The sequence below is a fragment of the Mycoplasma sp. 1654_15 genome (genome assembly GCF_012516495.1).
Lineage (GTDB): Bacteria > Bacillota_I > Bacilli_A > Mycoplasmatales > Metamycoplasmataceae > Mesomycoplasma.
Genome location: NZ_CP051214.1, coordinates 649,307 through 676,007, shown reverse-complemented (window position 1 = coordinate 676,007; position 26,701 = coordinate 649,307). Strand labels below are relative to the sequence as shown.

At 27.2% G+C, this 26,701-nt stretch carries 23 protein-coding genes; 12 read left to right on the top strand and 11 right to left on the bottom strand.

The genetic code is table 4. From position 1 onward, the window contains the following. Positions 1-20: 20 nt before the first annotated feature. The 7 genes from HF996_RS02980 to HF996_RS02955 form a co-directional block, all read right to left on the bottom strand. Positions 21-1,412, bottom strand: coding sequence for a DNA methyltransferase (locus HF996_RS02980; protein WP_254427747.1), 1,392 nt, complete (start codon positions 1,410-1,412; stop codon positions 21-23). A 53-nt stretch (positions 1,413-1,465) separates the two neighbouring features. Next, positions 1,466-1,849 carry a type III restriction endonuclease subunit M gene (locus tag HF996_RS03985; protein ID WP_217349327.1) on the bottom strand — a complete coding sequence of 128 codons (384 nt, stop codon included), beginning with the start codon at positions 1,847-1,849 and terminating at the stop codon, positions 1,466-1,468. Positions 1,850-2,136: 287 nt separating this feature from the next. Further along, a complete protein-coding gene (locus HF996_RS02975) occupies positions 2,137-3,435 on the bottom strand; it encodes a site-specific DNA-methyltransferase (protein WP_254427746.1) in 1,299 nt (432 codons plus the stop codon). Between the two features lie 64 nt (positions 3,436-3,499). Further along, positions 3,500-3,874 (bottom strand): type III restriction endonuclease subunit M, encoded by a 375-nt coding sequence (locus tag HF996_RS02970; RefSeq protein WP_168910565.1) that lies wholly within the window; start codon positions 3,872-3,874, stop codon positions 3,500-3,502. Between the two features lie 122 nt (positions 3,875-3,996). Continuing rightward, positions 3,997-6,246: a S8 family peptidase gene (locus tag HF996_RS02965; protein ID WP_254427697.1), complete on the bottom strand. Its 2,250-nt coding sequence runs from the start codon at positions 6,244-6,246 to the stop codon at positions 3,997-3,999. Between the two features lie 40 nt (positions 6,247-6,286). After that, entirely contained in the window at positions 6,287-7,336 is a 1,050-nt protein-coding gene (locus HF996_RS02960; protein ID WP_168910563.1) for an ATP-binding protein, read from the bottom strand. 78 nt (positions 7,337-7,414) lie between these two features. Continuing rightward, a complete protein-coding gene (locus HF996_RS02955; RefSeq protein WP_168910562.1) occupies positions 7,415-8,473 on the bottom strand; it encodes an ATP-binding protein in 1,059 nt (352 codons plus the stop codon). 364 nt (positions 8,474-8,837) lie between these two features. On the opposite strand from HF996_RS02955, the gene HF996_RS02950 reads away from it, so the two are divergent. From HF996_RS02950 to HF996_RS02895, 12 genes are read left to right on the top strand one after another with little or no spacing between them, the layout of a single operon-like run. After that, the gene (locus tag HF996_RS02950; protein WP_168910561.1) at positions 8,838-10,307 is read left to right on the top strand and encodes an aldehyde dehydrogenase family protein; all 1,470 of its coding nucleotides are present in this window, start codon (positions 8,838-8,840) and stop codon (positions 10,305-10,307) included. After that, complete coding sequence (gene iolC / locus HF996_RS02945; protein WP_168910560.1) at positions 10,307-11,323, top strand: 5-dehydro-2-deoxygluconokinase; 1,017 nt, start codon at positions 10,307-10,309, stop codon at positions 11,321-11,323. The genes HF996_RS02950 and iolC overlap by 1 nt, the downstream gene beginning before the upstream one ends. Then, entirely contained in the window at positions 11,307-12,113 is an 807-nt protein-coding gene (locus HF996_RS02940) for a 5-deoxy-glucuronate isomerase (RefSeq protein ID WP_168910559.1), read from the top strand. Before iolC ends, HF996_RS02940 begins: the two co-directional genes overlap by 17 nt. Then, the gene (gene iolG / locus HF996_RS02935; RefSeq protein ID WP_168910558.1) at positions 12,103-13,119 is read left to right on the top strand and encodes an inositol 2-dehydrogenase; all 1,017 of its coding nucleotides are present in this window, start codon (positions 12,103-12,105) and stop codon (positions 13,117-13,119) included. Before HF996_RS02940 ends, iolG begins: the two co-directional genes overlap by 11 nt. After that, positions 13,119-15,089, top strand: a complete 1,971-nt coding sequence (gene iolD, locus HF996_RS02930) for a 3D-(3,5/4)-trihydroxycyclohexane-1,2-dione acylhydrolase (decyclizing) (protein WP_168910557.1) — start codon at positions 13,119-13,121, stop codon at positions 15,087-15,089. Before iolG ends, iolD begins: the two co-directional genes overlap by 1 nt. Further along, complete coding sequence (gene iolE, locus HF996_RS02925; RefSeq protein ID WP_168910556.1) at positions 15,089-15,991, top strand: myo-inosose-2 dehydratase; 903 nt, start codon at positions 15,089-15,091, stop codon at positions 15,989-15,991. The genes iolD and iolE overlap by 1 nt, the downstream gene beginning before the upstream one ends. 10 nt (positions 15,992-16,001) lie before the next feature. After that, entirely contained in the window at positions 16,002-17,543 is a 1,542-nt protein-coding gene (locus HF996_RS02920; protein ID WP_254427696.1) for a sugar ABC transporter ATP-binding protein, read from the top strand. After that, the gene (locus tag HF996_RS04110) at positions 17,544-19,358 is read left to right on the top strand and encodes an ABC transporter permease subunit (RefSeq protein WP_254427695.1); all 1,815 of its coding nucleotides are present in this window, start codon (positions 17,544-17,546) and stop codon (positions 19,356-19,358) included. Between the two features lie 21 nt (positions 19,359-19,379). Continuing rightward, on the top strand, positions 19,380-20,585 hold the full coding sequence (locus HF996_RS02910; RefSeq protein WP_168910555.1) for a substrate-binding domain-containing protein: 1,206 nt from the start codon (positions 19,380-19,382) through the stop codon (positions 20,583-20,585). 27 nt (positions 20,586-20,612) lie between these two features. Continuing rightward, entirely contained in the window at positions 20,613-21,653 is a 1,041-nt protein-coding gene (locus HF996_RS02905; RefSeq protein ID WP_168910554.1) for a Gfo/Idh/MocA family oxidoreductase, read from the top strand. Then, on the top strand, positions 21,646-22,245 hold the full coding sequence (locus HF996_RS02900) for a restriction endonuclease subunit S (RefSeq protein ID WP_217349336.1): 600 nt from the start codon (positions 21,646-21,648) through the stop codon (positions 22,243-22,245). Before HF996_RS02905 ends, HF996_RS02900 begins: the two co-directional genes overlap by 8 nt. A gap of 49 nt (positions 22,246-22,294) precedes the next feature. Further along, positions 22,295-22,723, top strand: coding sequence for a restriction endonuclease subunit S (locus HF996_RS02895; RefSeq protein WP_168910553.1), 429 nt, complete (start codon positions 22,295-22,297; stop codon positions 22,721-22,723). Positions 22,724-22,841: 118 nt separating this feature from the next. Here HF996_RS02895 and HF996_RS02890 read toward each other — a convergent pair whose 3' ends face one another. The 4 genes from HF996_RS02890 to HF996_RS02875 form a co-directional block, all read right to left on the bottom strand. Then, entirely contained in the window at positions 22,842-23,453 is a 612-nt protein-coding gene (locus HF996_RS02890; protein ID WP_168910552.1) for a restriction endonuclease subunit S, read from the bottom strand. A gap of 247 nt (positions 23,454-23,700) precedes the next feature. Further along, positions 23,701-24,018 (bottom strand): restriction endonuclease subunit S, encoded by a 318-nt coding sequence (locus tag HF996_RS02885; protein ID WP_254427694.1) that lies wholly within the window; start codon positions 24,016-24,018, stop codon positions 23,701-23,703. Between the two features lie 211 nt (positions 24,019-24,229). Next, positions 24,230-25,453, bottom strand: coding sequence for a DNA (cytosine-5-)-methyltransferase (gene dcm / locus HF996_RS02880; protein ID WP_168910551.1), 1,224 nt, complete (start codon positions 25,451-25,453; stop codon positions 24,230-24,232). A gap of 108 nt (positions 25,454-25,561) precedes the next feature. Continuing rightward, complete coding sequence (locus tag HF996_RS02875) at positions 25,562-26,647, bottom strand: M42 family metallopeptidase (RefSeq protein WP_168910550.1); 1,086 nt, start codon at positions 26,645-26,647, stop codon at positions 25,562-25,564. Positions 26,648-26,701: the final 54 nt, after the last annotated feature.

Below are 26,701 nucleotides of genomic sequence, written 5' to 3'. Positions count from 1 at the left end.
CTTTTTACTTTATTTTTTCTTTATTCTTCTTTATTTTCTTCTTTATATGGTCTTAAAGATGAAAGAGTTTTTAGTACTGAATCATCAATTTTTTCTTTATCTTTATTGATTCCGAAATCTTTTAAAAGTTTTATAAACTTATCTTTTAATTCTTGATTTGTTATATTGTTATTTAACAATGAAGTATTATAAGTTTTAGATCAAAATACATTTAAACTTGTATCAAATGCTTCATTTTTCTTGATTCATTCGAAGTCTTTTTGACCTTTGGTTCCCTCACCTTTATTAATTCTATAAAGTCTTTCATATGTAACATTTTGACCAATATTATTTTCATTATTAGTTACTAAAACAAAAGAACGATTTCCACCATCTTCTTTATTTAGTTCTAAAACTGCTTGTCCAGTAGTCCCTGAACCTGCAAAGAAATCTAAAACTCTTGTGTTTTTAGAAGGAAATAAGTCAATTATGTACTTGATAAGATTAACTGGTTTTGGAAAATCAAAGAAAGAGTCAAAATTAAAAATTGATCGAAGTATCGAACTTCCATCACTTGTAGAAACCCTTTGTATTTGTTCATTATTGTCTTCGTTTTCTAGCAATTTATTTAGTGTAGAATTAAAAATTACACTTCTAGGATTTTGTTCTTTTGAATTTGGTATTTTATCTTGGACATCATATCTAAAAATTTGATATGAATCTTTTATTTTCTGAACTTTAACCTCATTATTTTTAACTTTTTCTAAAAAAGTTTGTTCAGAAACTGTTCATCTACCATATTTATTTTTTCTAACTATTTTTGGAATTATAGGAGTATAGCCTTGTGAAATTAATAATTGTCTTTCACTTGTAGAATAATCATAAATTATTGTATCAGTTGTTAAATCTTCAGTAATTAAATTAAAGTCAATATTATTATCTGTTTTGAATAAATTTAATTTTTCATTTCATCAAATAATGTATGCCATTTTCTTTCGATCAAAAATCGTTTCTTCATTACTTCCTTTTTGAAGATTTGCTAATTTTTTCTCTCATTTTTGAATTTTGTCATTTCATTTTCATTGATCTGAATTTTCTGCAATGTTTATTTTTTTAATCTTCAGTTTTTTAATATTTTTTGCATAAACTAAAATATATTCATGATTTTGTGAAAAGTATTTTGCATCTTGTTTACTACCTCAAGCATTTATTCATATTAAATTAACTAAGAAATTTTCTTCTCCAAAAATTTCATCCATTAACACTTTTAAATAAGCTTGTTCATTATCATCAATTGAAACTAAAATTACACCATTTTCTTTTAGAAGTTGTTTTGCTAATTTTAGTCTTTCGCTTAAAAGATTTAATCATCCAGTTCTTGAAAATTTATCACGATAAATAAATTTATCAGCAGTTATTTGTTCATCAGTTAAATTATTTCCGTCATCAGATGTTTTTTGTGTGTTATAAGGAGGATCAATGTAGATTAAATCGAAGTTAGAATCCTCTCTCTCTCTCTCTCTACTCCTATAAGATTCTTTAAAACATCATAATTTTCTCCAATGATTAAAGAATTTTGTAAATTATCCTTCATTTTTGAAGAAGAAAAAGATAATTTTTCGTCTTTTTCAAGTATTGCGATGCTTTGATTATTTATTTCTGGGGCTTCATCAAAAACAAAACCCGTTGCTACTCTTTGTTTTAAAAACCTTCAAATTTGTTCAAATTCATCTATAGAAATTTTGTCATTATTTTTTAAAATTTCTAAATTTAATTTAATTAATTCTTTTTGGTTTTCATTTAAAGATGATTTAGAAATTTGTTCTAACTCCTTTAAATGATCTTTTAAAAGTTCTTCTTTTTTGTTCATTTTTTCTCCTTATAAGTAATTTTTTAAGCTAAATTATAATTAAATTAATTCTAAATCCTCCTGTTTTTTAATAAAAATATTATTAGATGCATTAATATCAAGAGTATATGCATTTCATTTCTGACTTTTACAATTTTGTATGAATTCGCCTATTCTATTTATTCCATTTATTTCTTTAAAAGTGATTTCCAATCCCACTTGAGTGTTTATTTTGCATTCCTTGTTTTATCTTTCTTTTTTAGTAATTATTAATCCTCAGGTATGGTCGTCTAATTGTTGTTTTTACTTTATTTTTCTTCTTTTTCTTCTTTATATGGTCTTAAAGATGAAAGTGTTTTTAATATTGAATCATCAATTTTTTCTTTGTCTTTATTGATTCCAAAATCTTCTAAAAGTTTTTTAAACTTATCTTTTAATTCTTGATTTGTTATATTGTTATTTAACAATGAAGTGTTATAAGTTTTAGATCAAAACACATTTAAACTTGTATCAAATGCTTCATTTTTCTTGATTCATTCAAAGTCTTTTTGAGAATTTGTTCCTTCACCTTTATTAATTCTATAAAGTCTTTCATATGTAACATTTTGACCAATATTATTTTCGTTATTAGTTACTAAAACAAAAGAACGATTTCCACCATCTTCTTTATTTAGCTCTAAAACTGCTTGTCCTGTTGTTCCTGAACCTGCAAAGAAATCAAGGATTCTAATGTCTTTTTTATCAGAAAATAAATTAATTAAATATTTCATCAAACCAACCGGTTTTGCAAAATTAAATGCTGTTTTATTAAATAAAACTTCAGTTATTTCATTAGCTGATTTTGTTGTGTAAAAACCATTAGTTAATCTATTGTAATTTTTATCAATTACATTATTAAATCTTCGACCCGCTACTTGAGTTTCTACTTGAAAAGTTTTTGGATTAAATTTTACAAATTGATATTGTTTTCTTTTTGCTACTCAATAACCTTCATTATTTTTTATTACTTGAATAAAGCCTTGTTTTTTACCTTCTAAGTATGTTTTATATGATCAAGTATAACGCGCAGATTTGGCTTTTTTAATATTAGTAAACAATTTAAAAAAAGTGCCATCCGGAGCTTCTATTTCATAATCAAGACTTTCTAAATATTTAAAAGAAGATGCGCTAGCCCCACGGTGTAAATCAACTAATCTGTAATAACCTCTTTCTTCAAAAAACTCGTCTTTTAAATCAAAACCTGAATCAGAAAAAGATTGTTCATCATGTTTTAAATAATTAAAAGTTTTTTTGTTTTTATTTTTAGCATAACACAAAATGTATTCAGTTATTGTATCTATAGAATATTGAGAACTTGTGTTTCCACTAGGACCCGTTTTTTTCATTCAAATTAAATTTGCAACAAAATTTTCTTCACCAAAAATTTCATCCATTAAAACTTTTAAATAAGCCTGTTCATTATCATCAATTGAAACAAAAATTACACCATCTTCTTTTAGAAGTTGTTTTGCCAATTTTAGTCTTTCGTTTAAAAGATTTAATCATCCGGTTCTTGAAAATTTATCCCGATAAATAAATTTATCAGCAGTTATTTGTTCATCAGTTAAATTATTTCCATCATCAGACGTCTTTTGAGTGTTATAAGGAGGATCAATGTAGATTAAATCGAAGTTAGAATCCTCTCTCTCTCTCTCTCTCTACTCCTATAAGATTCTTTAAAACATCATAATTTTCTCCAATGATTAAAGAATTTTGTAAATTATCCTTCACTTTTGAAGAAGAAAAAGATAATTTTTCGTCTTTTTCAAGTATTGCGATGCTTTGATTATTTATTTCTGGGGCTTCATCAAAAACAAAACCTGTTGCTACTCTTTGTTTTAAAAATCTTCAAATTTGTTCAAATTCGTCTATGGAAATTTTGTCATTATTTTTTAAAATTTCTAAGTTTAATTTAATTAATTCTTTTTGATTTTCATTTAAAGATGATTTAGAAATTAACTCTAACTCCTTTAAATGATCTTTTAAAAGTTCTTCTTTTTTGTTCATTTTTTCTCCTTATAAGTAATTTATAAAGATTTTAGCAAATTTTAATATTTTTATGAATATAAAAAAAGCAAAAAAAATATCTTTGCTTTTTCATTAAATTTAAATACTTTATTGAAATAAAATTAATTATCAAATTCCACTTCTTTTTGCATCATATTGTATAAATCATATGATGTTTCTGCATTTAACTCTTCAACTGTTCAGGATTTTTTATAGTCACAAAGTTGAATAAATTCAGTTCATCTATTTTGTCCTTTAATTTCTTTTAAAGTCACTACAATTCCAAATTTTATTGAATTTTTTTCTTCAAGATTTAATCTTTCTTTTTTCGTTACACTTATTCCTCAAGCATCATTATCGATATATTTTTTTGCTTTATTTTTAATTTTATTATTTTCTAATTTTAAATACTCAATAATATTTTTAACATTATCTCATTTTCTAAATAATTCTCTAACTTTACGTTCTGGCAAGTTAAAAGTACCATCATAATCTTGCTTATTGTTATTAATAGAACTAATTTCGATTTTTTTATTGGAATTCATTTTTAATTTTCCAAATTTAAAATCTAATTCAGTATTTGTATAATCAATACCCTGCAATCTTGAAGTAGTTGAAAAATAAGCTAAAGTAGCTTTTGCAATAAAAGGAAAAGTTTTATTTGAAATAGGAACATAAATATTATGATTATAAGTTTGATAACCCAAAGTTTCAGAATTTATTAAAAATTTAATTTCATCCTTTTTACTTTTTATAATTTCTTGGATATGTATTGGTACCACGCCATGACCTTTTAGATGTAAATCAGAGTCATTTTCTTTTTGTCAACCAATAGCTGAATCAATTATTAAAGCTTTAGCTAATTCCCTTGGTAATCCTAAGATATGAATTAAAAAAGCTACTTTTCTTGTTATTCAAGGAGCAGCAAATGAAGTACCATCTACTATTTTCGCTCCTAGAGCTGTACAAACTGTAATATTTTCTCCATAATAACTAATATCTGGCTTGACAAAGAAGGAAAGAGAAGGTCCTTTTCTTGAAAAATCAGAAGATTGTTTTTGTCTGTTTACTGAATTAACTACAATAGAATTAATTGAATCTGCAGGTGAACCTATTTTAACTGCATCAGTACCTTCATCTTTTTTATTGGTACCAGCTACTACAAAAATAATGTCATATTTTGCTTGAAGTTCATCAAGTAAAGATGCAATTGGAGATATGCTAAATGGATTTATTTCTAAATTAGAACCCAAAGATAAATTTCATACTTTAATATCTAAGTTAGATAAAACAACTTCTTCAATTGTTCTTAAAATAGAAAATGTGTTAAAACTATCATTTTTTGAAACACCAAACAGTCTAACTCTAAATTTACCACATCCATCTTCTAAATCTTTATTTGCGCTAGGTCCATCAACTATTATGTAGCTCACTGCTGTTCCATGCTCTCTGTCTTTTGAAGTTATAGGAATGGCTTTGTCTATTTTATTATGATATTCAACTCACTTTCCAAAGTAAACATCATCAGGATTTTCTACAAAATGTGTATCAATTACGCCTACTACAGGTTCGTTATTAGGTTCAGGAATAGTGATGATTTGTTCTTGCTTTTTAGAACTATAGCCTAATTCATCCCTTTTTAAATTATTTTCACTTTCCATAGCAATTAAATAAGGAAATTTTGCAACTAAAAGTTTGTATTGTTCAAGATTTAGTGTTATCACAGAGTTGTTCAAAGGAAATAGATGATTTTTTATATTGGAATCTTTTAAAATATCTGAAATATTAATGCCAATATCATAAAGAGTAACAATGATATTATCACTTAAATTTTCGCTTATGTTCTTTAGTTTTACACCAACTTTTTCTATGTAATAAGCATCAACTAAAATCCTAATATAAAGCGTTTGTGAAATTTGAAAATCTTTAAAAAGTTCTTCATTTTCCTTCTTATTTTGAGAAATATTTTCAATATCTTGATAAGAAATTCTTTTATTAAACTTAGATTCTGAAATTTTTATTACATTCTCTAAGTTTTTAACAGCTTTATTTAGAACATCAAGCTCAATACAATGGCTAATAATGTGTTTTAGTATTTTGTCAGATTCATTAAATTGAATTCCAACAATTGTTTGATTGTTTTTTAGTGGATTAGAGTCTAAAAAGTATTTCATTCTATTAGATTTTGCGATTACATCATTGTAGTAAATAGATACAATTGGCTTTATTTTTAAAGTATTTTTTTGAATTTCTTCTATTCAAAATTTTTTTAGTTCTTTAAAATCTTCTAAAAGTTTCTTTAAATGTTCGATATCTAAAAATTTATTTTTAGGAATATTTGGGTTACCAGGAATACCACCTGCTTTGGGCAAAAATTTTCCATTTTTTAATCACAAGACATTGTTAGTTGTTTTATTCAATACTTTCCTCCAAATCATTTTCTTGTTCTATTTTGTTTAGATTTTTGTTTTTTAGTATACTAATTTCTAATTTACTAAAGCCTTGCTCCTTTAATTTTGGCACACCAGGAATATTTTTAAAAAGTTTTATATAAAGTTGTCTTAAGTAATCATAAGGATCGTTTATATTACAAAAAGCAAAGGATATTTTAATAATATTTTTTAAATCACCAGGCAAGGGAATATTGTCATATACATTTAAAATTTTTATAAATAATTCTTTATTTTTTGCAGTATTTTCAAACATAGTCAAATAATAGTCTAAAATATTTTCTGCAATTTTTAAAAGTTCTTTTTTAGTATATCTATCAAAGTTTACTATGTAATCAAAACGTCTTAACAAAGCCTTATCGAGATAATTTTGTAAGTTTGTTGTTGCAATTAATAAAACTTTTTGACTTAACTCATCTAAACCTTTTAGCAATGCAGAAACAGCTCTTCCCATTTCTCTTAAGTCTTGTGAATCAGTTCTATTTAAGCCCAAAGCATCAATTTCATCAAATAAAATTACTATTTTGTCCAAAAAAGAAAAGTTATTAATTTCTTCAAAAAGTTGAGAAATATTTTTGGTTGTTTGTCCGAGTTTACTATCAATTATTGTAGAAAAATCAACAAGATATAAGTCTTTTTTTAATGCTTGCGCTATGTATTTAGCAGATTCAGTTTTGCCTGTTCCTGGAAGTCCACTAAATAAAAATTTATTCACTAGAGAACTATTTTTTGTAGATCTTATAATACCTGTAATATCATCTTTTATACTTTTAGGTAAAGGGATATTATCAGTGCTTAGTTTTATCTTTTTTAAAAATCCAAATTCAAAATTATATATTTGAGGAACAAAAGTGTTATTATCGCCAGCTAAAATTCCCAAAATATGTTCAGCCAATTGATAATCTCCTTTATTGCTAAAATCTTGAGAGATTAAATATGCTTCATTTCTAAAACCTGCTTCATTTTTGTTTGCAAAATATTTTATTAAATTAATAACATTTTCTTTTTTCATTACATTTTTCTTTCTTTTGTTTTATAAAATATATTAAAAATTTTCAAACTTTCATATAAGTAAATAATTTTTTAACATTTATTTCGATTTTATTGAATGCTCGTTATAAGACAATAATTTTCGAGCTACTTGACTTTTTGAAATGTTTGTTAAAATTTCTATTTCACGAAGTGAAAATCCTTCTTTTTTCAAAGCTATTAAATCAATATTTTTATTATTTAAAGCAGAATAAAGTCTTTGAAAATAATCATATTTATTGTTAACATCGCTAAATGCCAAAGAAGTTTTAATTATGTTTTTTAAATCTCCTGGATTAGGAATTGTTTCTAAACTTGTTAGTAACTTTCTAAAAAGCTTCATGTTTCTAGCTACATTATCACATTTTACTAGGTAAGTTTCTAAAATGCTTTCAGCGACTTTTATTAAATCAGCCTTTGTATATCTATCAAAATTTATTGAAAAATTAAAGCTTTTTAATAACGTTTTATCAAGATATTTATATAAATTGGTAGTTGCAATTAAAACAATTTTTTCATTTAATTCATCTAAACGTTTTAATATCATTGATATAACTTTTCTCATTTCACTCAGCTTTTTAGAATCGTTTCTTTTAAAAGAAACTTCATCTAATTCATACAATAAAACTACTAATTTTTCGGGATATGGAAACCTATTAATTTCTTCAAACAGTGAAGCAATATTTTTAATAGTTTGATTTAGTGTATTATCAATGATGTGAGAAAAATCAACTATAAATAAATCCCTATCCAATAATTTCGCTAACGTTTTTGCAGATTCTGTTTTTCCTGTTCCAGGAGAACCATAGAATAAAAATTTATTTACACCAATTTTGTGTTTTGTAGAATTTACAATTCCAAAAATATCTTTTTGAATTTCAGATGGCAATAAAAATGTCTCAGGTTGAATTTTTACTCTTTTCAAAAATTCAAAACTTTCTTCAATTTCCATAGGAATAAAAACATTTGCTTCTGACATCGAAGTCATAATGTAATCTGCTAAATCATGATCACCAATTTTGTCAAATTCATTAGCAATAATATAAGTCTCTTTTCTAAAAGCAATGTCATTTTTTTCTGAATAATATTTAATTAAATTAATAATATTTCCCTTTTTCATAAATAATCTCCTTTATTTCATTATTATACAAAAATAAGGGACAAAAAATAAATTTTTGGGAAGAAAATCATTTTTTTGATGCTGAATAAAAATTAAAATTATTTTTTCATTTACAAAACAAAACTTAGGATTTTTTGAAAAATTATTAATAAGAAATTAAAATCAAAATTTAAGTAAATTAACTTTTTTCTTCTTTTTTGAAGAAAAATAACTTAAAAATTTTATCAAGATTTAATCAATTTTCTTTAAAGTTTATAAAATTTTTGAAGAATTTTTTTGTTTTAATTGTAATCGTTTTTCTTGTTTAAAATAATATTAGTGCTTCAAATAAACAAGCACGAATTTATTAATAAAAAGGAGAAAAATGAATTTTAAAAGAGATTACATACAATCTTTTTATAACAATGAATTTCATTTAGAAGAAAATCCAAAAATTTTAGACGTATTTTCTCCTCATAATGGAAAATTATTAGCAAAATTAGAAGTAACTTCTACTTATACATTAAATAAAATTGTAGCTCAAGCAAAAATCGCACAAGAAAAATGAGCTTCATTAACTTTTAAAAAAAGATCAGAAGTTATTTATAAATATAGAGAATTAGTAATTCAGCATAAAGAAGAATTAGCTAATTTAATTCATTTAGACAATGGAAAAACTATAAAAGAAGCAATTGCTGAAGTTGAAAAAGTAATTGAACTTACAGAATTTGCTTGTTCTATTCCTCAACTAATTAGTGGCGAAACACAAATGGTAAGTCGTGGAATTGTAGCCAGAGAAGAAAAAAGACCTGTTGGTGTTTTCGGAATTATAACTCCATTTAACTTTCCTTTAATGGTTCCTAACTGATCAATTCCTAATGCAATTGCACTTGGAAATGCTGTAATTTTAAAAGGTTCAGAACTATGCCCTTTATCAACAAGTTTTATGGCTGACTTGTGAAAAGAAGCAGGATTACCAAGCGGAATTTTTAACTTAGTAAATGGTCAAGCAGAAATTGCAAATGCTATGGTTTCACATCCAGATATTGATGGAATTACATTTGTAGGATCTACTGAAGTGGCTAAAATAGTACACAAACATGCTTCATTTCACTCAAAAAGAGTACTTGCCCTTGGTGGAGCAAAAAACCATATTTTTGTTCTAAAAGATGCTCCCATTGAAACAGCAGCTACAGAAGTTTTAGCAGCGGCAATTGGTATGGCTGGTCAAAGATGTATGGCTGCTTCAGTAGCTTTAGTAGTTGGACAAAACGAAGAATTTATTCAAACACTTACTAAAAAAGCACTTGGATTTAGACTTGGATTTAACTTTCCACCTTTAGTTTCTAAAGCATCTGTTGAAAAATTAGTAAATTATCTACAATGAGCTAAAGATCAAGGAGCAAAAATTTTAGTAGATGGGACAAAAGACTTTGTTATTCCTGAAGACAAAACTCATGGATTCTGATTTGGACCAACAATTATTGATTGATCAGAAAATCCAGAAAAAATGGGTTCACAAGAAGTGTTCGGTCCAGTTTTAGAACTAATTAGAACTAAAAATCTTTCAGAAGCTATTGAAATTCAACAAAAATCTCCATATGGAAACGCAGCTTCAGTATTTACTCAATCAGGTAGAGCAGCTGAAGAAATTATTGCAAAAGTAAAACCTGGAATGCTAGGAGTAAACATCGGAGTTCCTGTTCCAAGAGAGCCATTTAGCTTTGGAGGAACAAGATTTTCTAAATTCGGATATGGAGATATTACTGGAAAATCAAGTATTAATTTCTGAACTAACTTAATTAAAATAACTACTAAATGAAATCCAGAAGATAAAGTGGATTGAATGTCATAATGAATAAAGAATTTGACTTTATTTTAATAGGTAGAATCACTATCGATTTTAATCCTACCGATTATTACAACAAACTTGAAGATTCTTATTCTTTTAAAAAATACATCGGAGGATCAACTGCAAATTCTGCTATTGGCTTAGCTAGAATGAACAATAAAGTAGGATTTTTAGGATCAGTAAGCAACGATCAATTTGGTAATTTTGTTCTAAATGTCTTTAAAAAAGAAGGAATTGATACTTCACATATAAAAAAAGACGCAACACATAAATTAGGTCTTACTTTTACAGAAATGCTTTCCGAAGAAAAAAGTACTATTTTAATGTACAGAGATAATGTTGCTGATTTACAACTTAGTGTTGAAGATATAGATTTAGACTATCTTTTAAAAGCAAAAACTTTAATTATTTCAGGAACAGCTCTTTCTAAATCACCTTCAAGAGAAGCGGTTTTAAAAGCTTTATTTTTAGCTAAAAAAAATGGAATAAAAGTAGTATTTGATGTAGATTATAGAGCTTATTCTTGAGCTAATTTAGATGAAGTTAGTCTATACTATCAAATAGTTGCTCAAAATGCAGATTTAATCATTGGATCACGTGAAGAAATTGAGTTAACATCAAAATTTTGCTTTAAAAATGAAGCAAATTTAGATGATGATGACTATGCTAGATACTGACTAAAATTTGTTGAACTCATCATAATTAAAAACGGAAAACAAGGTTCCAAACTCTATACTAGAGATACAAAATTAGTGGCAAAAATTGTACCAGTCAAAATGCTAAAAGGATACGGTGGCGGTGACGCTTATGCTTCTTTATTTTTAAACCATTATTTTAAAAAAGATGTAAGTTTGAAAGAAGCACTTTCACTTGCTACTTCAGCTGCTTCAATTATGGTTCAGTCTCATTCTTCTTTTGATCTTCCTGAACATAAAAAAATCCTTGATTTTAAAGACAAAGCACTCGAATCTGATCCTAATTTAGTAACTAAGGAGCAATGAGATGCATTTAAAAAATAGACACTTAGATTATGGTTTTCATAGATTAGTTGATAGAAAAAACAAGCAAAAAGCTAGTTTTATGGAAATAGATCTTGATTTGTGAAAAGCTAAAGAAAATGAAGAATTAACTTATCAAGTAGCTAAAAATGAAGAAACTGCAATTTTACTTTTAACAGGTAATGCTAGTTTAGAACTAAATGGTAAAAAAATTACTTTAAAAAGAAGCAATATTTTTGAACAAAGAACTAAATTAATCCTTTTAAAACAAGAACAAAGTGTAGCAATTAAAACTAAAAAAGATAGTAAATTCTTGTTTATAACAACTGATAATAAAACCCTGGATAAAAACTATGTTTACGATAAATCTAACTCAAGAGAAGAATTTTTTGGCGCAGATAAATGAGAACAAGTAGCTAAAAGAAAAGTAAGAACATTTTTTGATTATCATACTAATCCAAAATCTAATTTAGTAGTTGGTGAAGTAATAACATATCAAGGAAAATGATCTTCATATTTACCACATCACCATCCACAGCCTGAAATGTACTTTTTCCAATTTGAAAAAGATTCTGCCTTTGGTTTATCAGTAGCTGGAGATGAAGCTTATATTGTAAAAAATGATGATGTAAATGCAGTTGAAGGAGGATTAGTTCATCCTGTTTCTGCAGCTCCAGGTTATCCACTTTATTATTGTTGAATTATTAAACATTTAAAAAACAATCCTTGAGTTGACAGAATCGAAGCAGAAGAGCACTTGTGATTAAATAAAAAAAATCCTAAATATTGAAAGGAAAAAAATGAATTTTAAAGTAGGAATAATTGGTGGTGGAAGAATAGGTTATGTACATTCAAATGCTATTAATAAGTTTGTTGACAATGCACAAGTAGTAGCTATTGCAGATGCTTATTTAAGCAAGGAAAATAAAGAAAAGTTTGAAAAATTAGGTATAAAAACTTTCTACACTGACTACAAAGAAATGCTTCAAAATCCAGACATTGATGTTATTTATATCTGTAGCCCAACTGATACACACCATACTTATTCGATTGAAGCTCTAGAAGCAGGAAAACATGTTTTTTGTGAAAAACCAGTAGCTTTTGATTTAGATAAAATTTTAGAAGTAGAAAAAGTAGTTAAAAAGACAAAAAAACATTTTACAGTTGGTCATAACAGAAGATTTGATCACAATTTTTTAGCCTTAAAAGAAGCAATTTTAAACGAAACTGTAGGCAAAATAGTTCAACTCAGAGTCACTTCAAGAGATCCAGGTTTACCTCCTTATGAATACATTAAAAAATCAGGTGGTATTTTTCTAGATATGATGATTCATGATTTGGATATGGTTTTATTTTTAACTAACAAAAAAGTAGAATCTATTTACGCTACAGGTTCAGCATTGATCGATCCAGAAATTAAAAATTTAGACGATATTGACACAGCGGTTGTTGTTTTAAATTTCGAAGATGGTTCTATGGCAACTATAGAAAATTGCAGACAAACAAGTTATGGCTATGACCAAAGAGTTGAAATTCATGGAACAAAAGCTAATATAAAAATTGAAAATGATACAAATTCAACTTTAATTATTTCTTCAGATCAAGGTGTTGCTAAAGAAAAACCACTTTATTTCTTTTTAGAAAGATATCATAATGCTTACATCAAAGAAAATAAAGACTTTTTTGAAGCAATTGCTTCAAAAAAAGAAGTAAAAGTAAGCATTCAAGATGGATATAATGCAGTTTTATTAGCTAAAGCAGCAACTAAATCATTAAAAGAAAAAAGAGTAGTAAAAATAAGCGAGTTTTTAAAATAATGGCAAAAACAATTAGATTAACTACAGCTCAAGCAATTGTAAAATTTATCGATAACGTTTATTTTAAAGTTGATAATCAAACAACAAAATTTGTCTATGGAGTAGCTACAATTTTTGGTCACGGAAATGTTTTAGGACTTGGAGAAGCGCTTGCAAATGAAGAACACAATTTAAAGCTAATTCAAGGTAAAAACGAACAAGGAATGGCTCATATAGCTCTTGGTTTTGCTAAACAAAAACACAGACAACAAATTATCGCTTGTACATCATCAGTAGGACCTGGAGCAGCGAATATGCTAACCGCAGCAGGAACTGCAACTGCAAATAATATTCCTTTATTACTTTTTCCAGGAGATACTTTTGCTTCAAGAAGACCAGATCCTGTTTTACAACAAATAGAACAAACTTATGATTTTAATATTTCAACAAATGATGCTTTTAAAGCGGTAGCAAAATATTGAGACAGAATCAACAGACCTGAGCAAATTATTAATTCTTTAATTCATGCTTTCGACGTTTTAACTGATCCTGCAAATACTGGAGCTGTTGTAATTTGCCTACCACAAGATGTTCAAGCTGAAGTTTATGATTTTCCACTTTGATTTTTTGAAAAAAGAATCTATGAATTTAAACGAACAAGACCAGATGCTAAAGACCTACAAAAAGTAGTTTCATTAATTAAAAACGCTAAACAACCTTTAGTTATAGTAGGTGGAGGAGTTCGTTATTCACAAGCTAGTTCTGCGCTATTAAAATTTTTAAGCAAAACCAAAATACCTTTTAGCTTTACACAAGCAGGAAAAAGTTCAATTCCTTCTTCTACAAAGCAAAATTTAGGTGGAATTGGGGTTACAGGTTCTCTAGTGGCTAATACTTATGCAAAAAATGCTGATTTAGTAATAGGATTAGGAACAAAATATACTGATTTTACAACTGGTTCAAAAACTCAATTTAATGAATCTGTAAAATTTGTAAATATTAATATAAAACCTTTTGATTCTAAAAAAATGAGAGCTCTTTCTATAGTAGCAGATTTAAAAGCAGCACTTAAGGATTTAAATACTTTATTAGAAGATATAAAAGACTTCAGTTATATACAAAATATAAAGAAAAATGAAGAACTTTTACAAGCTAAAACACAATGACATGATTATTTAAGAACAATTTATGAGCTTGAAAAACCTTTAAAAAATAAAGCATTAGTAGTAGATAAAAATCAAAGTTCTGTAGATAAATTTGCAGCAGCTATAAAAGAACATTATCAAGAAGATATTCAAATTTTTTCACAAACTAGAGCTTTACATTTAATTAGAAAATACATAGATGAAAAAGCTTCAATAACTGCCGCAGCTGGTTCTCTTCCAGGAGATTTACAAAGACTATGAGAAACTGATGAATTTGGCTCTTATAACGTTGAATACGGTTATTCTTGTATGGGACACGAAATTCAAGCTGCTATCGGGTCTTCAATTGCTTTAAATTATGTTCCTTCATATGCTTTAGTTGGAGATGGTTCGTTTTTAATGCTTCATAGTGAGATGCTAACTGCTATTCAAGAACAAATCCCTGTTGTAATTATTTTATTTGACAATTCAGGTTTTGGTTGCATCAATAATTTACAAGTTGGTTCTAATATAAAATCATTTGAAACTGAGTTTTACTGTAGAACTAAACCAAATACCAATGAGTACTCACAACTTGCAATTACTGAATTTGCAACAATAGCAAAAGGATATGGATTCGAAGCAATTTTAGCTAAAACAGAAGATGAATTTATCCAAGCTTTAAAAGAATCAAAAACAACAAAAAAACCAATGTTAATTGAAATAAAAGTTTATCCTAAATCAATGACTCCAGGTTTTGAATCTTTTTGACAAACAGGGCTTTCACTTGTTTCAACAAACAAAGAAGTTGAAACTCTTGCGAAGGAAAATGAAGAAAAAATAAAGGAAAATAATAATTTTAACTAATGAATAAAATATATAAATTAAAGAATGTTAAAGTTGGTGTTGCGCCTATTTTATGAACTAATGACGATATGCCGGAATTAGGTGGAGATATTTCTTTTGAACAAGCAATTTCTGAAATGGCACAAGCGGGCTATCAAGGAACTGAAATTGGTAATAAATTTCCAAAAGATCCACAGGTATTATTAAAAAAATTAAAAGAGCACAACTTAGAAATTGCTTCAGCTTGATTTAGTGCATATATTTTGTCAGATATTGAAAATAATTTCAAAGAATTTCAAAAACATTGTTTATTTTTAAAGCAATTAGGTGCAAAAGTTGTTGTTGTAAGTGAACAAACTCACTCAATCCAAGGTCAAGCAAAACCACTTTATAAAAACAAACCATTTTTTACAGAAGAAGAATTTGTTCAATTAGCTGCTGGTCTTAATATGTATGGAAAATGATCTAAAGAACAAGGTATCGATTTAGTTTATCACCATCATATGGGAACAGGTATTCAAACCTGAAAAGAAACAGAAAAGATCTTAAATTTAACAGAACCTGAATATGTTTCGTTAGTTTTTGATACAGGTCATTTTGCCCACACAGGTGAAGACATTGACCGTACACTTGAAAAAGCAATTCATCGTGTAAAACATATTCATTTAAAAGACATAAGATCACAAAAAGTTATTGAACTACAACTTAAAAATTGAAGCTTTTTAGAAGGTGTTAAAGAAGGAATTTTTACAGTTCCAGGCGATGGAGATGCTCCTTATTTCAATTTATTTTTCGAAATCTTAGCTAATTCAAATTATGAAGGTTGATTAATTGTTGAAGCAGAACAAGATCCAAAAAAAGCAAACCCTCTTGAATATGCAAAAAAAGCTATGAATTATTTAAAAACAATCATCTCATGATAAGGAGGTAATATTGAACATTTTAGAAAAATATCCTTTATTTTTCAAGCTAGAAAACATAAATTTAAGTTTTGGTCCAGTTAAAGTTTTAAAAAATATGAATTTAGAACTTTACAAAGGTGCTGGAGTAGCCTTAATTGGTGAAAATGGTGCAGGAAAATCTACATTAATGAAGGTTTTAAGTGGAGTTTATCAACCAGATTCTGGAAAAATGAGCTTTTGTGAAAATAATATTTGTGATAAAAAAGTAGAATTTTCTGGTGTTATCGATTCACAAAAACAAGGAATTGCTATTATTCACCAAGAACAACATTTAGTAGAAAATTTAACTGTTGCTCAAAACATTTTTTTAGGTCGTGAATTTAGAAGCTCATTAGGTTTACTTGACTATAAAAAACAAGATGAAGAAGCTAAAAAACTATTAAATATCTTAGGTGTTGATTTTAGTCCAAAAGCCATTGTCTCTTCTCTGTCAGTTTCACAAAGACAATTTATCGAAATTGCAAAAGCTTTATCACAAAATCCAAAAATTATTATCTTTGATGAACCTACTTCGGTTTTAACTGAAAAAGACACACAAAAACTTTATGATTTAGTTAAAAAGCTTAAAAAACAAGGAATTGCAATAGTTTGAATCACTCACAGAATGGAAGAAATTGAACAAACTTGCGAGTTTATTACAGTAATTAGAAACGGAATGTACATCGATAGCAAACCAACTGTTGAATTTAAAAATGAAGATGAAATTATCTCATTAATGGTTGGTTTTGACATTGAACACAGATACCCTGAAAAAACTCCTGTTTTAAGTAAAAATCCTTCATTTTTGGTCAAAAATCTTTCAAATGAAAAAGTAGCAAATATTAGTTTTGATATAAAACCAGGAGAAATTTTGATTTTCTATGGTTTAGTTAGCTCAGGACGTACTGAACTTGCTAGAACATTAATTGGTGATATGCCATATTTGAATGGACATATTGAACTAAATGGTAAAGAATTTAAACCTAAAAACATAAAAGATAGTCTAAATCATGGAATTTACTACTTGTCAGAAGACAGAAAACAAATTGGTTTAAATGTCAACTTGCCTATTAATTTTAATATCACAATTTCTTCTTTAAATTCTAATGAGTTTTCTAGATATTTACCTTTGATTTCAAAGACTAAAATATCACAAACAACAAATTCTTATATCAAACAACTAAAAATAAAAACTTCTTCACAAGAAAATCCAGCAACTTCTTTATCTGGAGGAAATCAACAAAAAGTTTCTATTGCTAAAGGACTAGCAACAGAGCCACAATTTTTCATTTTAGATGAACCAACTCGTGGTGTTGATGTTGGAGCCAGAAAAGAAATTTATAATCTAATTCACCAACTAAAACAAGAAAATAAAACAATAATGATTATTTCTTCTGATATGCAAGAAGTAATTGGAATCGCGGATAGAGTAATTACTATGTACGAAGGAAGAATTACAGGTGAATTAGTAGGAGATCAAATCACTGATCAAAATATTATGAAATATTCACTAAATTTACAGAAAGGAAATTAGATGCTAAAAATTTTAAACAAGTTTAAAAAAGAAGAAAAATTTGAATTTGTAGATTCTTTAGATTTTTTCTCAAGAGAAGCAAAAATTGAAGAAATTCGAAGCTATTACAAAAAAAGAATCGAATTTAATCAAGAAAAATTAGATACTTCAATTAATACTTGACATGACGACTTTTTTAACTTTAAAATATCGACAGAAGATAGAAAAGACTTCATTGAAAAAAGAGCTCAAAAAAGAATTATACAAGCTCACAAGCCTTTAGAAGATCTAGAAAAACAATTTTTAAATTTAGAAATTGATCAACAATCTTTTGATAATAAAAAAGTAGAACTTCAAAAGCAAATTGATTTAGAAGTTGAAAAAATTAAACAAGAAGCACAAACTAAAAAAGAAAAAGCTGATACGTTTTTAGAAAAACAAAAAGTTAAATATGAAAAAGAGATAAGCAAAAAAGAAGCTCTTCATAAAAACTTTATGGAATATGTGCATCAAGATTCTAAAAATCAAATTAATAAAATTAGTAAACAATTTGAACAAATTGTTTCACAAGATCCTTCTTTTTTCACTACGAGACAGGAAAAATTAGCTGAAACTCTTAAAATTTTAAACCAAGAAACAAAAGAGAAATTAAATTCTTTAGAAAACGAGTTTCAAACAAGAAAAATAGGTCAAAATACTTATTTATCACAAAAGAAAAATATAGAATCCACCTATAAAAATGAAGTAAAAACACTTCAAAAAGAAGCTCAAAAAGTACACCCTAAAATGAGAAGTGTTGAAAGAGTTTGAAACTTCTTAAAATTCAAAGAAGAAGATAGATTTATTAACACAGTAGAAAGAACTAAAAAGTCTTTAAATAACACAAAATTACTTATTTTGTTCTTAATTATCGCTTTTATTACTGGTGCTTTAAATGTTAACTTCTTTAGTTCCTATAACTGATTTGTTGCTATTTTAAAAAACAACATTTTTATAGGATTTATTGCACTTGGTCAAACACTAGTAATTCTAACTGGGGGAATTGATCTTTCAGTCGGTTCATTAATTGGATTTGGAGCCACAATTTATTTACTACTAACGGTTAAGTTGGGGCTTCATTTTGTAGCAGTTTTATTCATTTTAATAATTATTTTAGCTGCTTTAGGAGTTTTAAATGGAATACTAATTTCTAAGTTTAAAATACCTCCATTTATTGTTACTTTAGCTGGATTGTTATCACTTAGAGGAGCGATTGCTATTTTGTTAAAAGGAACCCCAATAACAAATCCAGATGATCCTATTTTTAACTTCTTTAATTATGATTTAGGATCTAACTTTACTGTACTAGTTTTAGTGTTTATAATAGCAGTTGCATTGTTAATATTCTTTATTAAATTCTCAAAATTTGGAAGATATGTTTATGCAGTAGGAGATAATCCAACAGCTGCTACATTTTCAGGAATTAAAAACAATAAAATCTTGATTTCAGTGTACATGTTTTCCGGAATATTCGCTATTTTAGGTGCTTTATCTATTTCCTCAGGAACTACTTCAGTATCTCCACAAACAGGTTATGGTTTTGAGTTAGATACAGTAACTGCTGTTGTTTTAGGTGGAACAGCATTAACAGGAGGAAAAGGTGGAGTTGGAAAAACTATTGTAGGATGATTTGCAATGGCTTTATTATTAAATACATTTAGTTTCTTCCAAATTGACTCTAACTTCCAATTAGTAGCTAAAGGTATCATCATAGTATTAGCTATCTTATTTGATCAAAAATACCACATAAATGAAAGATTATCAAAACTTTACTACAAAGTATTAGTAAGGATTTAGAAAGGAAAAAGAAGAATTTTTATGTCAAAGTTATTTATTAGAACATTATATTGAGTACTTGGAGTAGTAGCGGCAATTGCTATTTATTTTGGTACTGCATTTGGTATTGCTTCAAAATCTAATACAGGAGCTCAAGTAGCGCCAATAGCTGTAGTTTTTTCTACCAGAAACAATCCATTTTTCCAAAACGTAGAAAAGGGAATCGAAGCTGCAGCTAAAGAACTAGGTGTGGCATATGAAGTATATGATTCACAAAATGATACTGATAAAGAAGCAACAAACATTTCAAACATTATTGCAAAACAACAAAAAGTAGTAATTTTTAATGATGTTAATGAAGATTCAGGAATTTCTGCTGTTAAAAAATTAAATGCTGCTGGAATCAAAGTTATTGCAACTGATCACTTATTAAATTCAGCAAAAGCTATACAAGAAAACATTAAAGTAGAAGCAAATATTGCTTCAGATAACAAGCAAGCCGGAGTTATTTTAGCTCAATTTATGGCTCAAAAAATAGGTCTTCCACAAGATGCATTAACATACTCAGTTTATGGAATTCCAGGAACAGAATCTGGTGAATCCAGAGCACAAGGATTTATCCAAACAGTAAAAGGCAAAAATAACCAAGCAGTAAAATATAATCTTTATTCATATGCAAAATATGGACAAGAAACTGCAAACGGAAAAACATATGTAGGTAGACAAGCAGATGACAACAGAGACAAAGCAAATACAGCTGTTTCAAACGATATTGGTGCATTCTTTACTGAACAAAGTAAAAGACCTGAATTAGTATTTGGAACAAATGATGAATCTGCTTTAGGTGCTATAGCTGCTTTAGAAGCTGCTAAAATTCCTTTAGGAGGTGGTGATTCATATACACCTGGATCTGGTAAAGTATATGTAACTGGAGTTGATTATACAGAAGATGCACAAATAGCAGTTAAAAATAATAAATTATCAGCTACAGTTGAGCAAGATACAGATTTACTAGGAAAACTTTCTTTAGAAATCGCTGCAAAAATCCTTGATAATTCTTGAGAAACAAGCAAATATGAAGACTTTTACAACAAACATACTGGTTTAGATAGAGACAAAAAACCAACTGATACAGTAGAAAAAGGATATTACTTTAAAGTAGCTACAAAACTTTTCTGAAAAGGTCCAGATGGTAAAGGTGAAAAACTTCAAGCAGATCAAAACGGAATTCTTCAAAAAGTTTCATAAATGAAGAAAAAACAAGTAAATTAAGTTATGAATACAAAAATAAAAGTAGGTATATTAGGTTTAGGTCGTATGGGTTTGACTCATGCTGAAAATCTACTAAATAAAATCAATAATGCCCAGCTAATCGCTCTTTGTTCGCTTGATGACAAAGCAGAGCATTATGCAAAACTTTGAAACATTAAATATTGATATAATTCATATGAAAAAATGCTTGAAAATGAAGAAATTGATGCAGTTGTAATAGTTAGTCCAACAGCACATCATCCAAACAACATCTTACAAGCTTTAAAAGCAAAAAAACACGTTTTTTGTGAGAAACCATTAGGTATTGATTTAGATAGTGTTTACAGTCTTGTACAAGAAGCAAAAACCTATAAAAATCAAGTAGTTCAGATAGGTTTTATGCGTCGTTATGATCGAGATTATAGCTATGCAAAACAATTAGTAGATAACGGTCAAATTGGAAAAGTATTTTATGTCAGAACTCTATCCCAAGATCCTGAACAAGATATAAAAAATATGTTCAGCTTTGGTCCAACATCTGGCGGTCAATTTATTGATGTCGGAGCGCACGATTTAGATTTAATGATATGATACTTAGATTCATATCCTAAAAGAGTGTGATCTTTAGGAGATGCGTATAAATATGAAGAATTTAAGTCTTGAAATGATGGTGATGTAGTAGCAGGAATGTTTGAATTTCACAACGGTTCAATTGGTATTATGACTGCAAGTAGAATTGGACCTCAAGGATATCAAGCACAAGCTGAATTAATTGGTACACAAGGACATTTAAATATAGGCTTAATTGATCAAAAAAACAATGTTATTAGTTTAAATTCTCAAGGTGCAATTCATAATTATCATCGAAATTTTAATTCCAGATTTTCTCAGTCATATATCGACGAATTAAATGAGTTTATCAACAAGATAATTAAGCAAGATTATGATAAATCACAACTCGATGAAGCTTTAGTTAACATAATAGCTCTTAGAAAAGCACAAGAATCTTTTTCAAGCAAACAAATAGAAGAAATCCAATATCCTAAATGATTAAAAATTAAATAATTTTTTAAATTTAAAAACTACAAGTAAAAAAACTTGTAGTTTTTTTATAAAGAAAAATCAAGGATTTTACACTTGAATAGAGGGTAAGGTTGGAGATTTATTTTATCTTAAAAGAGGAAAAGTAATTTTACAAAACTTTATTGAAAATAATAGAGGTAAATTTCCTGTATATTCTTCTCAAACTGAAAACAATGGAGAACTTGGGAAAATAAATACATATGATTTCAATGGTGAATTTATTACTTGAACAACTGATGGTGCTCATGCTGGAACAATATTCTATAGAAATGGAAAATTTTCAATCACTGATCGTTGTGGAATAGTAGAAATAAAAAATTTAAAACTTTTTGATTATTTTTGAACCTCAAAATCATTAGCAATGATTTCAAAACAATATGTAAATAATTCTAGTGCAAATGCAAAATTAATGATTCATCAACTTTCTGATATTAATTTCAATTTTCCTTGTTTAAAAGAACAACAAAAAATAGGTCAACTTTTTTATACGTTAGATAAAATCGTAAGTCTTTATGAGAGAAAGATAAATTTGTTTGAGAAGCTTGAAAATATTTCTTGCAGAATATGTTTGTAAAGGAAAATGAAGGAAAACCGAATGTCAGATTTAATAAATTTGACACTTTATGAACTCAAAAAACATAGAAGATAATTTTATTATAGATGGTGGAGGATTTGTTTCCAAACAAGAAATAAAAAACAATCCAGGGCAATATCCAGTATATTCATCACAAACTTCGAATAACGGGAAAATGGGTTCTATAAATTATTATAAATATGATGGAGAATTTATAACCTGAACTACAAGAGGAGCTTTAGCAGGGAGTATATTTTATAGAAACGAAAAATTCAGTGTTTCTAATGCAGGACTATTACAAGCTAAAGACAACCAACTTTCAGATGTAAAATTTTATTATTATGTGTTGAAAAATTCTAATTTAAGAACCATAATGACTATAGGCAGTATACCTCAATTCACTGTGCAGATGATTAAAAATATTAACTGTATAATTCCTGATAACAAAGAAGAACAAGAACAAATTTCTAATTTTTAACTCATATAGATATTACTCACGCACAACTAAAGCGTAAGCAAAAGCCTAAAAAATGGCCTTTTTCTTTGAAATTTAGTACTTTTTGAAGAAAAATCATATTTTTACACAAACATCTTATTTAAGAGCGATTTTTGTATGTTTTTATTAAATTTAACTTACGCTTTAGTTGTGCGTGAGTTAAACTGAAGTTCTTTAAAAGCTCGGAAATTTTCTTTTGTTCTTCTAATGTAGGAAAAATTATTTTTAAGTTTGAAACAGCTGATCAATTGATATAAACTTGAGTGTTTCCTTGTGCGTTTTTAATTATTCCTTCTCTTCCTTTTGAATTTAAGTAAAAATAAGTAAATAATGGATTGAGAAATAATTTATTAAGAACTATTCTCTGTGTTCTTTGATTATAAATAAATTTATTATCTTCAGGGATTAACAAAACTCTTCCTAAAATGTTGCAACTTTGAGTTTTATCATTCAATATCATAGCTAAATCATCTTTATTTAATATAAAGTTTTTACTTTTTTCATTTAAATCAATTCGTAAGTTCTGGTCATTATAATTATTATTTTCATTAAAACTACCAATACTGATTACTTTGTATTTTCCAGTAGTATTAAAATATTCTTCTAATGATGTACCTCCAAAAGAGTTGACAACTTTATCAAGTTCTTTAGCAGATCATTTATAGTTGAAATCTTTAAATCTAATGCTTGGTTTTGCTTCATTTTTCTTCACAAATATATTCATCAAGAAAGCTTTTTCAAGCTTTTCCAACACACTAATTTTTCTCTCGTAAAGACTTACGATTTTATCTAACGTATAAAAAAGTTGACCTATTTTTGTTGTTCTTTTAAACAAGGAAAATTGAAATTAATATCAGAAAGTTGATGAATCATTAATTTTGCATTTGCACTAGAATTATTTACATATTGTTTTGAAATCATTGCTAATGATTTTGAGGTTCAAAAATAATCAAAAAGTTTTAAATTTTTATTTCTACTATTCCACAACGATCAGTGATTGAAAATTTTCCATTTCTATAGAATATTGTTCCAGCATGAGCACCATCAGTTGTTCAAGTAATAAATTCACCATTGAAATCATATGTATTTATTTTCCCAAGTTCTCCATTGTTTTCAGTTTGAGAAGAATATACAGGAAATTTACCTCTATTATTTTCAATAAAGTTTTGTAAAATTACTTTTCCTCTTTTAAGATAAAATAAATCTCCAACCTTACCCTCTATTCAATCGTCAGTGAAATCTTTAAATCTAATCTCTGGTTTTAGTGCTTTTTTCATAATTTATCTCCTTTTTGATGCATTATAAAATACAAATATGTTATTAACTATTTTAATTTAAAACTTTAATTTTTTAAAATCTATTTTGGGAAAAGACATACTTACTTTTATTTTGTTTAACTGCTTGTTTGAGTCAATTTCTAAAATAAAACTCTTAAAATTTTGTCAGCTCTTATTTTTAATTATTCCATTGTTTTAGGAAGTAAAACTATTACTTTGCTTTGTCTCATATTTTTAAAATTTGTTTAGCAATTTTTTCAATAACAGGAACAACTAAAGCATTACCCATACAAAAATATCTAAATCTTTCTGGCATTCCAGTGTTAGTTCAATTATCATCAAAGCCATTTATTCTTTCAATTTCTAACGGTGTTAGTGTTCTTAGTTTTTTTGTCATATAAACTTCAATTATATGAGTACTTCTGTTTACAGAACCTTCACTAGTTAACATTGTTCTAGCAGGTTTGTTTAAATCATCAGGAAAAATCATTGATCCTTCTGAGTAAGTATATTGTTCTCCATTTGGTTTTGTTCTTTGTACTTTTTTAGCCCCTTTTAAATAGGAAAATTTTTGATAGTTATCGTAAATAAAAAACTTTGAATCTACTTCTTCTTTTTCGATAATATCCTTTAAAAATGAAGGTTTTTGAGTTGATTTAGCAACTAAATCTAAAGTCAAAATATTTCCATCAATCATTGAACCAGAATTGAAAAAATTAAAAGAAAAATTATTAGAAACATCAACTAAATTAGAGTAATTTTTAAGAATCCGTGATTTATTAGATTTTTTAAATTGAGATTCCACTAAAAATTCAGATGCAAAAAATCCATCTTTTATAAGGATATTTTCTTGAATTTGTTGTTTATTAATGATTTGAGTTAATTCTTTTTTATAAGCAAATATGAAAACTCTTTTTCTTCTTTGAACAAAACCATAATCTGAAGCGTCGATAATTCTTCATTCAACATTATATCCTTCATTTTCCAAGCTTTTTAGCATTATTCCAAAATCTCTACCTCTTTGGTTTGCAGGTGATTTAATAAGTCTGTCAACATTTTCTAAAAGAATAAAATTAGGATGTCTTTTTTGAATAATTTTTAAAATGCTTCATCATAAAACACCTTTTTTCCCTTTAATTCCTTCAGCTTTTGTTCTAGCCACTGAATAATCTTGACAAGGAAAACCACCAACTAATAAATCATGTTCTGGAACTTGATCAATTACATTTGCTATATCATCGTTTACGTGATTAGTGCTATTTCCAAAGTGTTTTGTGTAACAGTCAAAAGCTCATTGTTTTGTCTTGTTAGGTTCTCATTGATTTGCTCAAACAGTTTTAAATAATTTAGAAGTTCTTTCAAAACCTAATCTAAAACCACCAACTCCTGCAAATAGTTCAACAACTCTAATTTCCTTCTTATCTTTTTTAGTCATAATTTTGTTAATGTCCTTTTTGTCAATGATAATTTTAATTTAAAACTTTTTAATAAGTAAATAAAAAACACTAAGTATTCTTAGTGTTTTTCCAATTCAAATTATATATTATTTGTAGCTAATTTTTTCAAAATCTTCTTGTGTAAAGGCTAAGATAAATTCTTCCATTAAATCAATAATTGATGAAATATCTTTTAAGCTAATAACTCCATAAGTTGAATGTAGATAACGTTGAGGAATTGATATACTAATTGTTGGAGTTCCTGCATTTGAATATTGTAATTCTTCTGCATCAGTTCCTCCACCTTGAGAAAGATATTTATAAATAGGAATGTTTTTTTCTTTAGCTAATTTAAATAAATAATTTACTAATTTCGGATCCATCATAGTTCCTCCATCAGCAATATCAATAGCCACACCTGCTCCTAATTTAGGAATTCCTGCTATTGCACCTTCAGTATCATGTGAAGCTCCTGTATCTATTGCAAAAGCTATATCTGCCTTTATTTTTGAAGCAATTGTCTTTGCTCCTCTGCATCCAACTTCTTCTTGAACAGTACCTACAAAATAAGGAGTATTTGGTAATTTTTTATTTGCTAAACGATTTACTAATTCATCAATTATTACTACACCAGCTCTGTTGTCGATTGCTTTTCCAGCAGCTAATTCAGGATTTGCAAATCTAAAAGTTTCATTACTTAAGTAAATTCTATCTCCTGGTTCTACTCCATTATTTTTTGCATCTTCATCTGAAACAAAACCAAAGTCCATAAATAAATCTTTGTTTAAAATAGCTTTAGATATTGCTTCTCTTTCCATAATGTGAACTGAAGTGTGACCAACAACTCCATAAAAAATTTTGTCAGTAGAAGTAATTAATTTAACTTTAGCTCCAATAAATGCATTTCCTCAAACACCACCAACTGGTTTTATTTTTATTTGTCCTGATTTTTGAACATCTAGTACTTGAAAACCAACTTCGTCCATATGTGCAGCTAAAATGATTTTTGGACCTTTAGTTTCACCTTTTTGCTTAATAATTAAAGAACCTAAACCATCTCTTTCGTATTCAACGTTTAAATGTTTTGTGTTGTTTTTAAGTTGTTCAACAACATCGTCTTCATATCTTGACATACCTTCAATTTCGGTATAAACTTTTAATTTATCATAAATTTTATCTAATTTACTTGACATTTTTATCTCCTTCTTAGTTATAAAAATAATTAAAAATTATAACAAAATTTATTA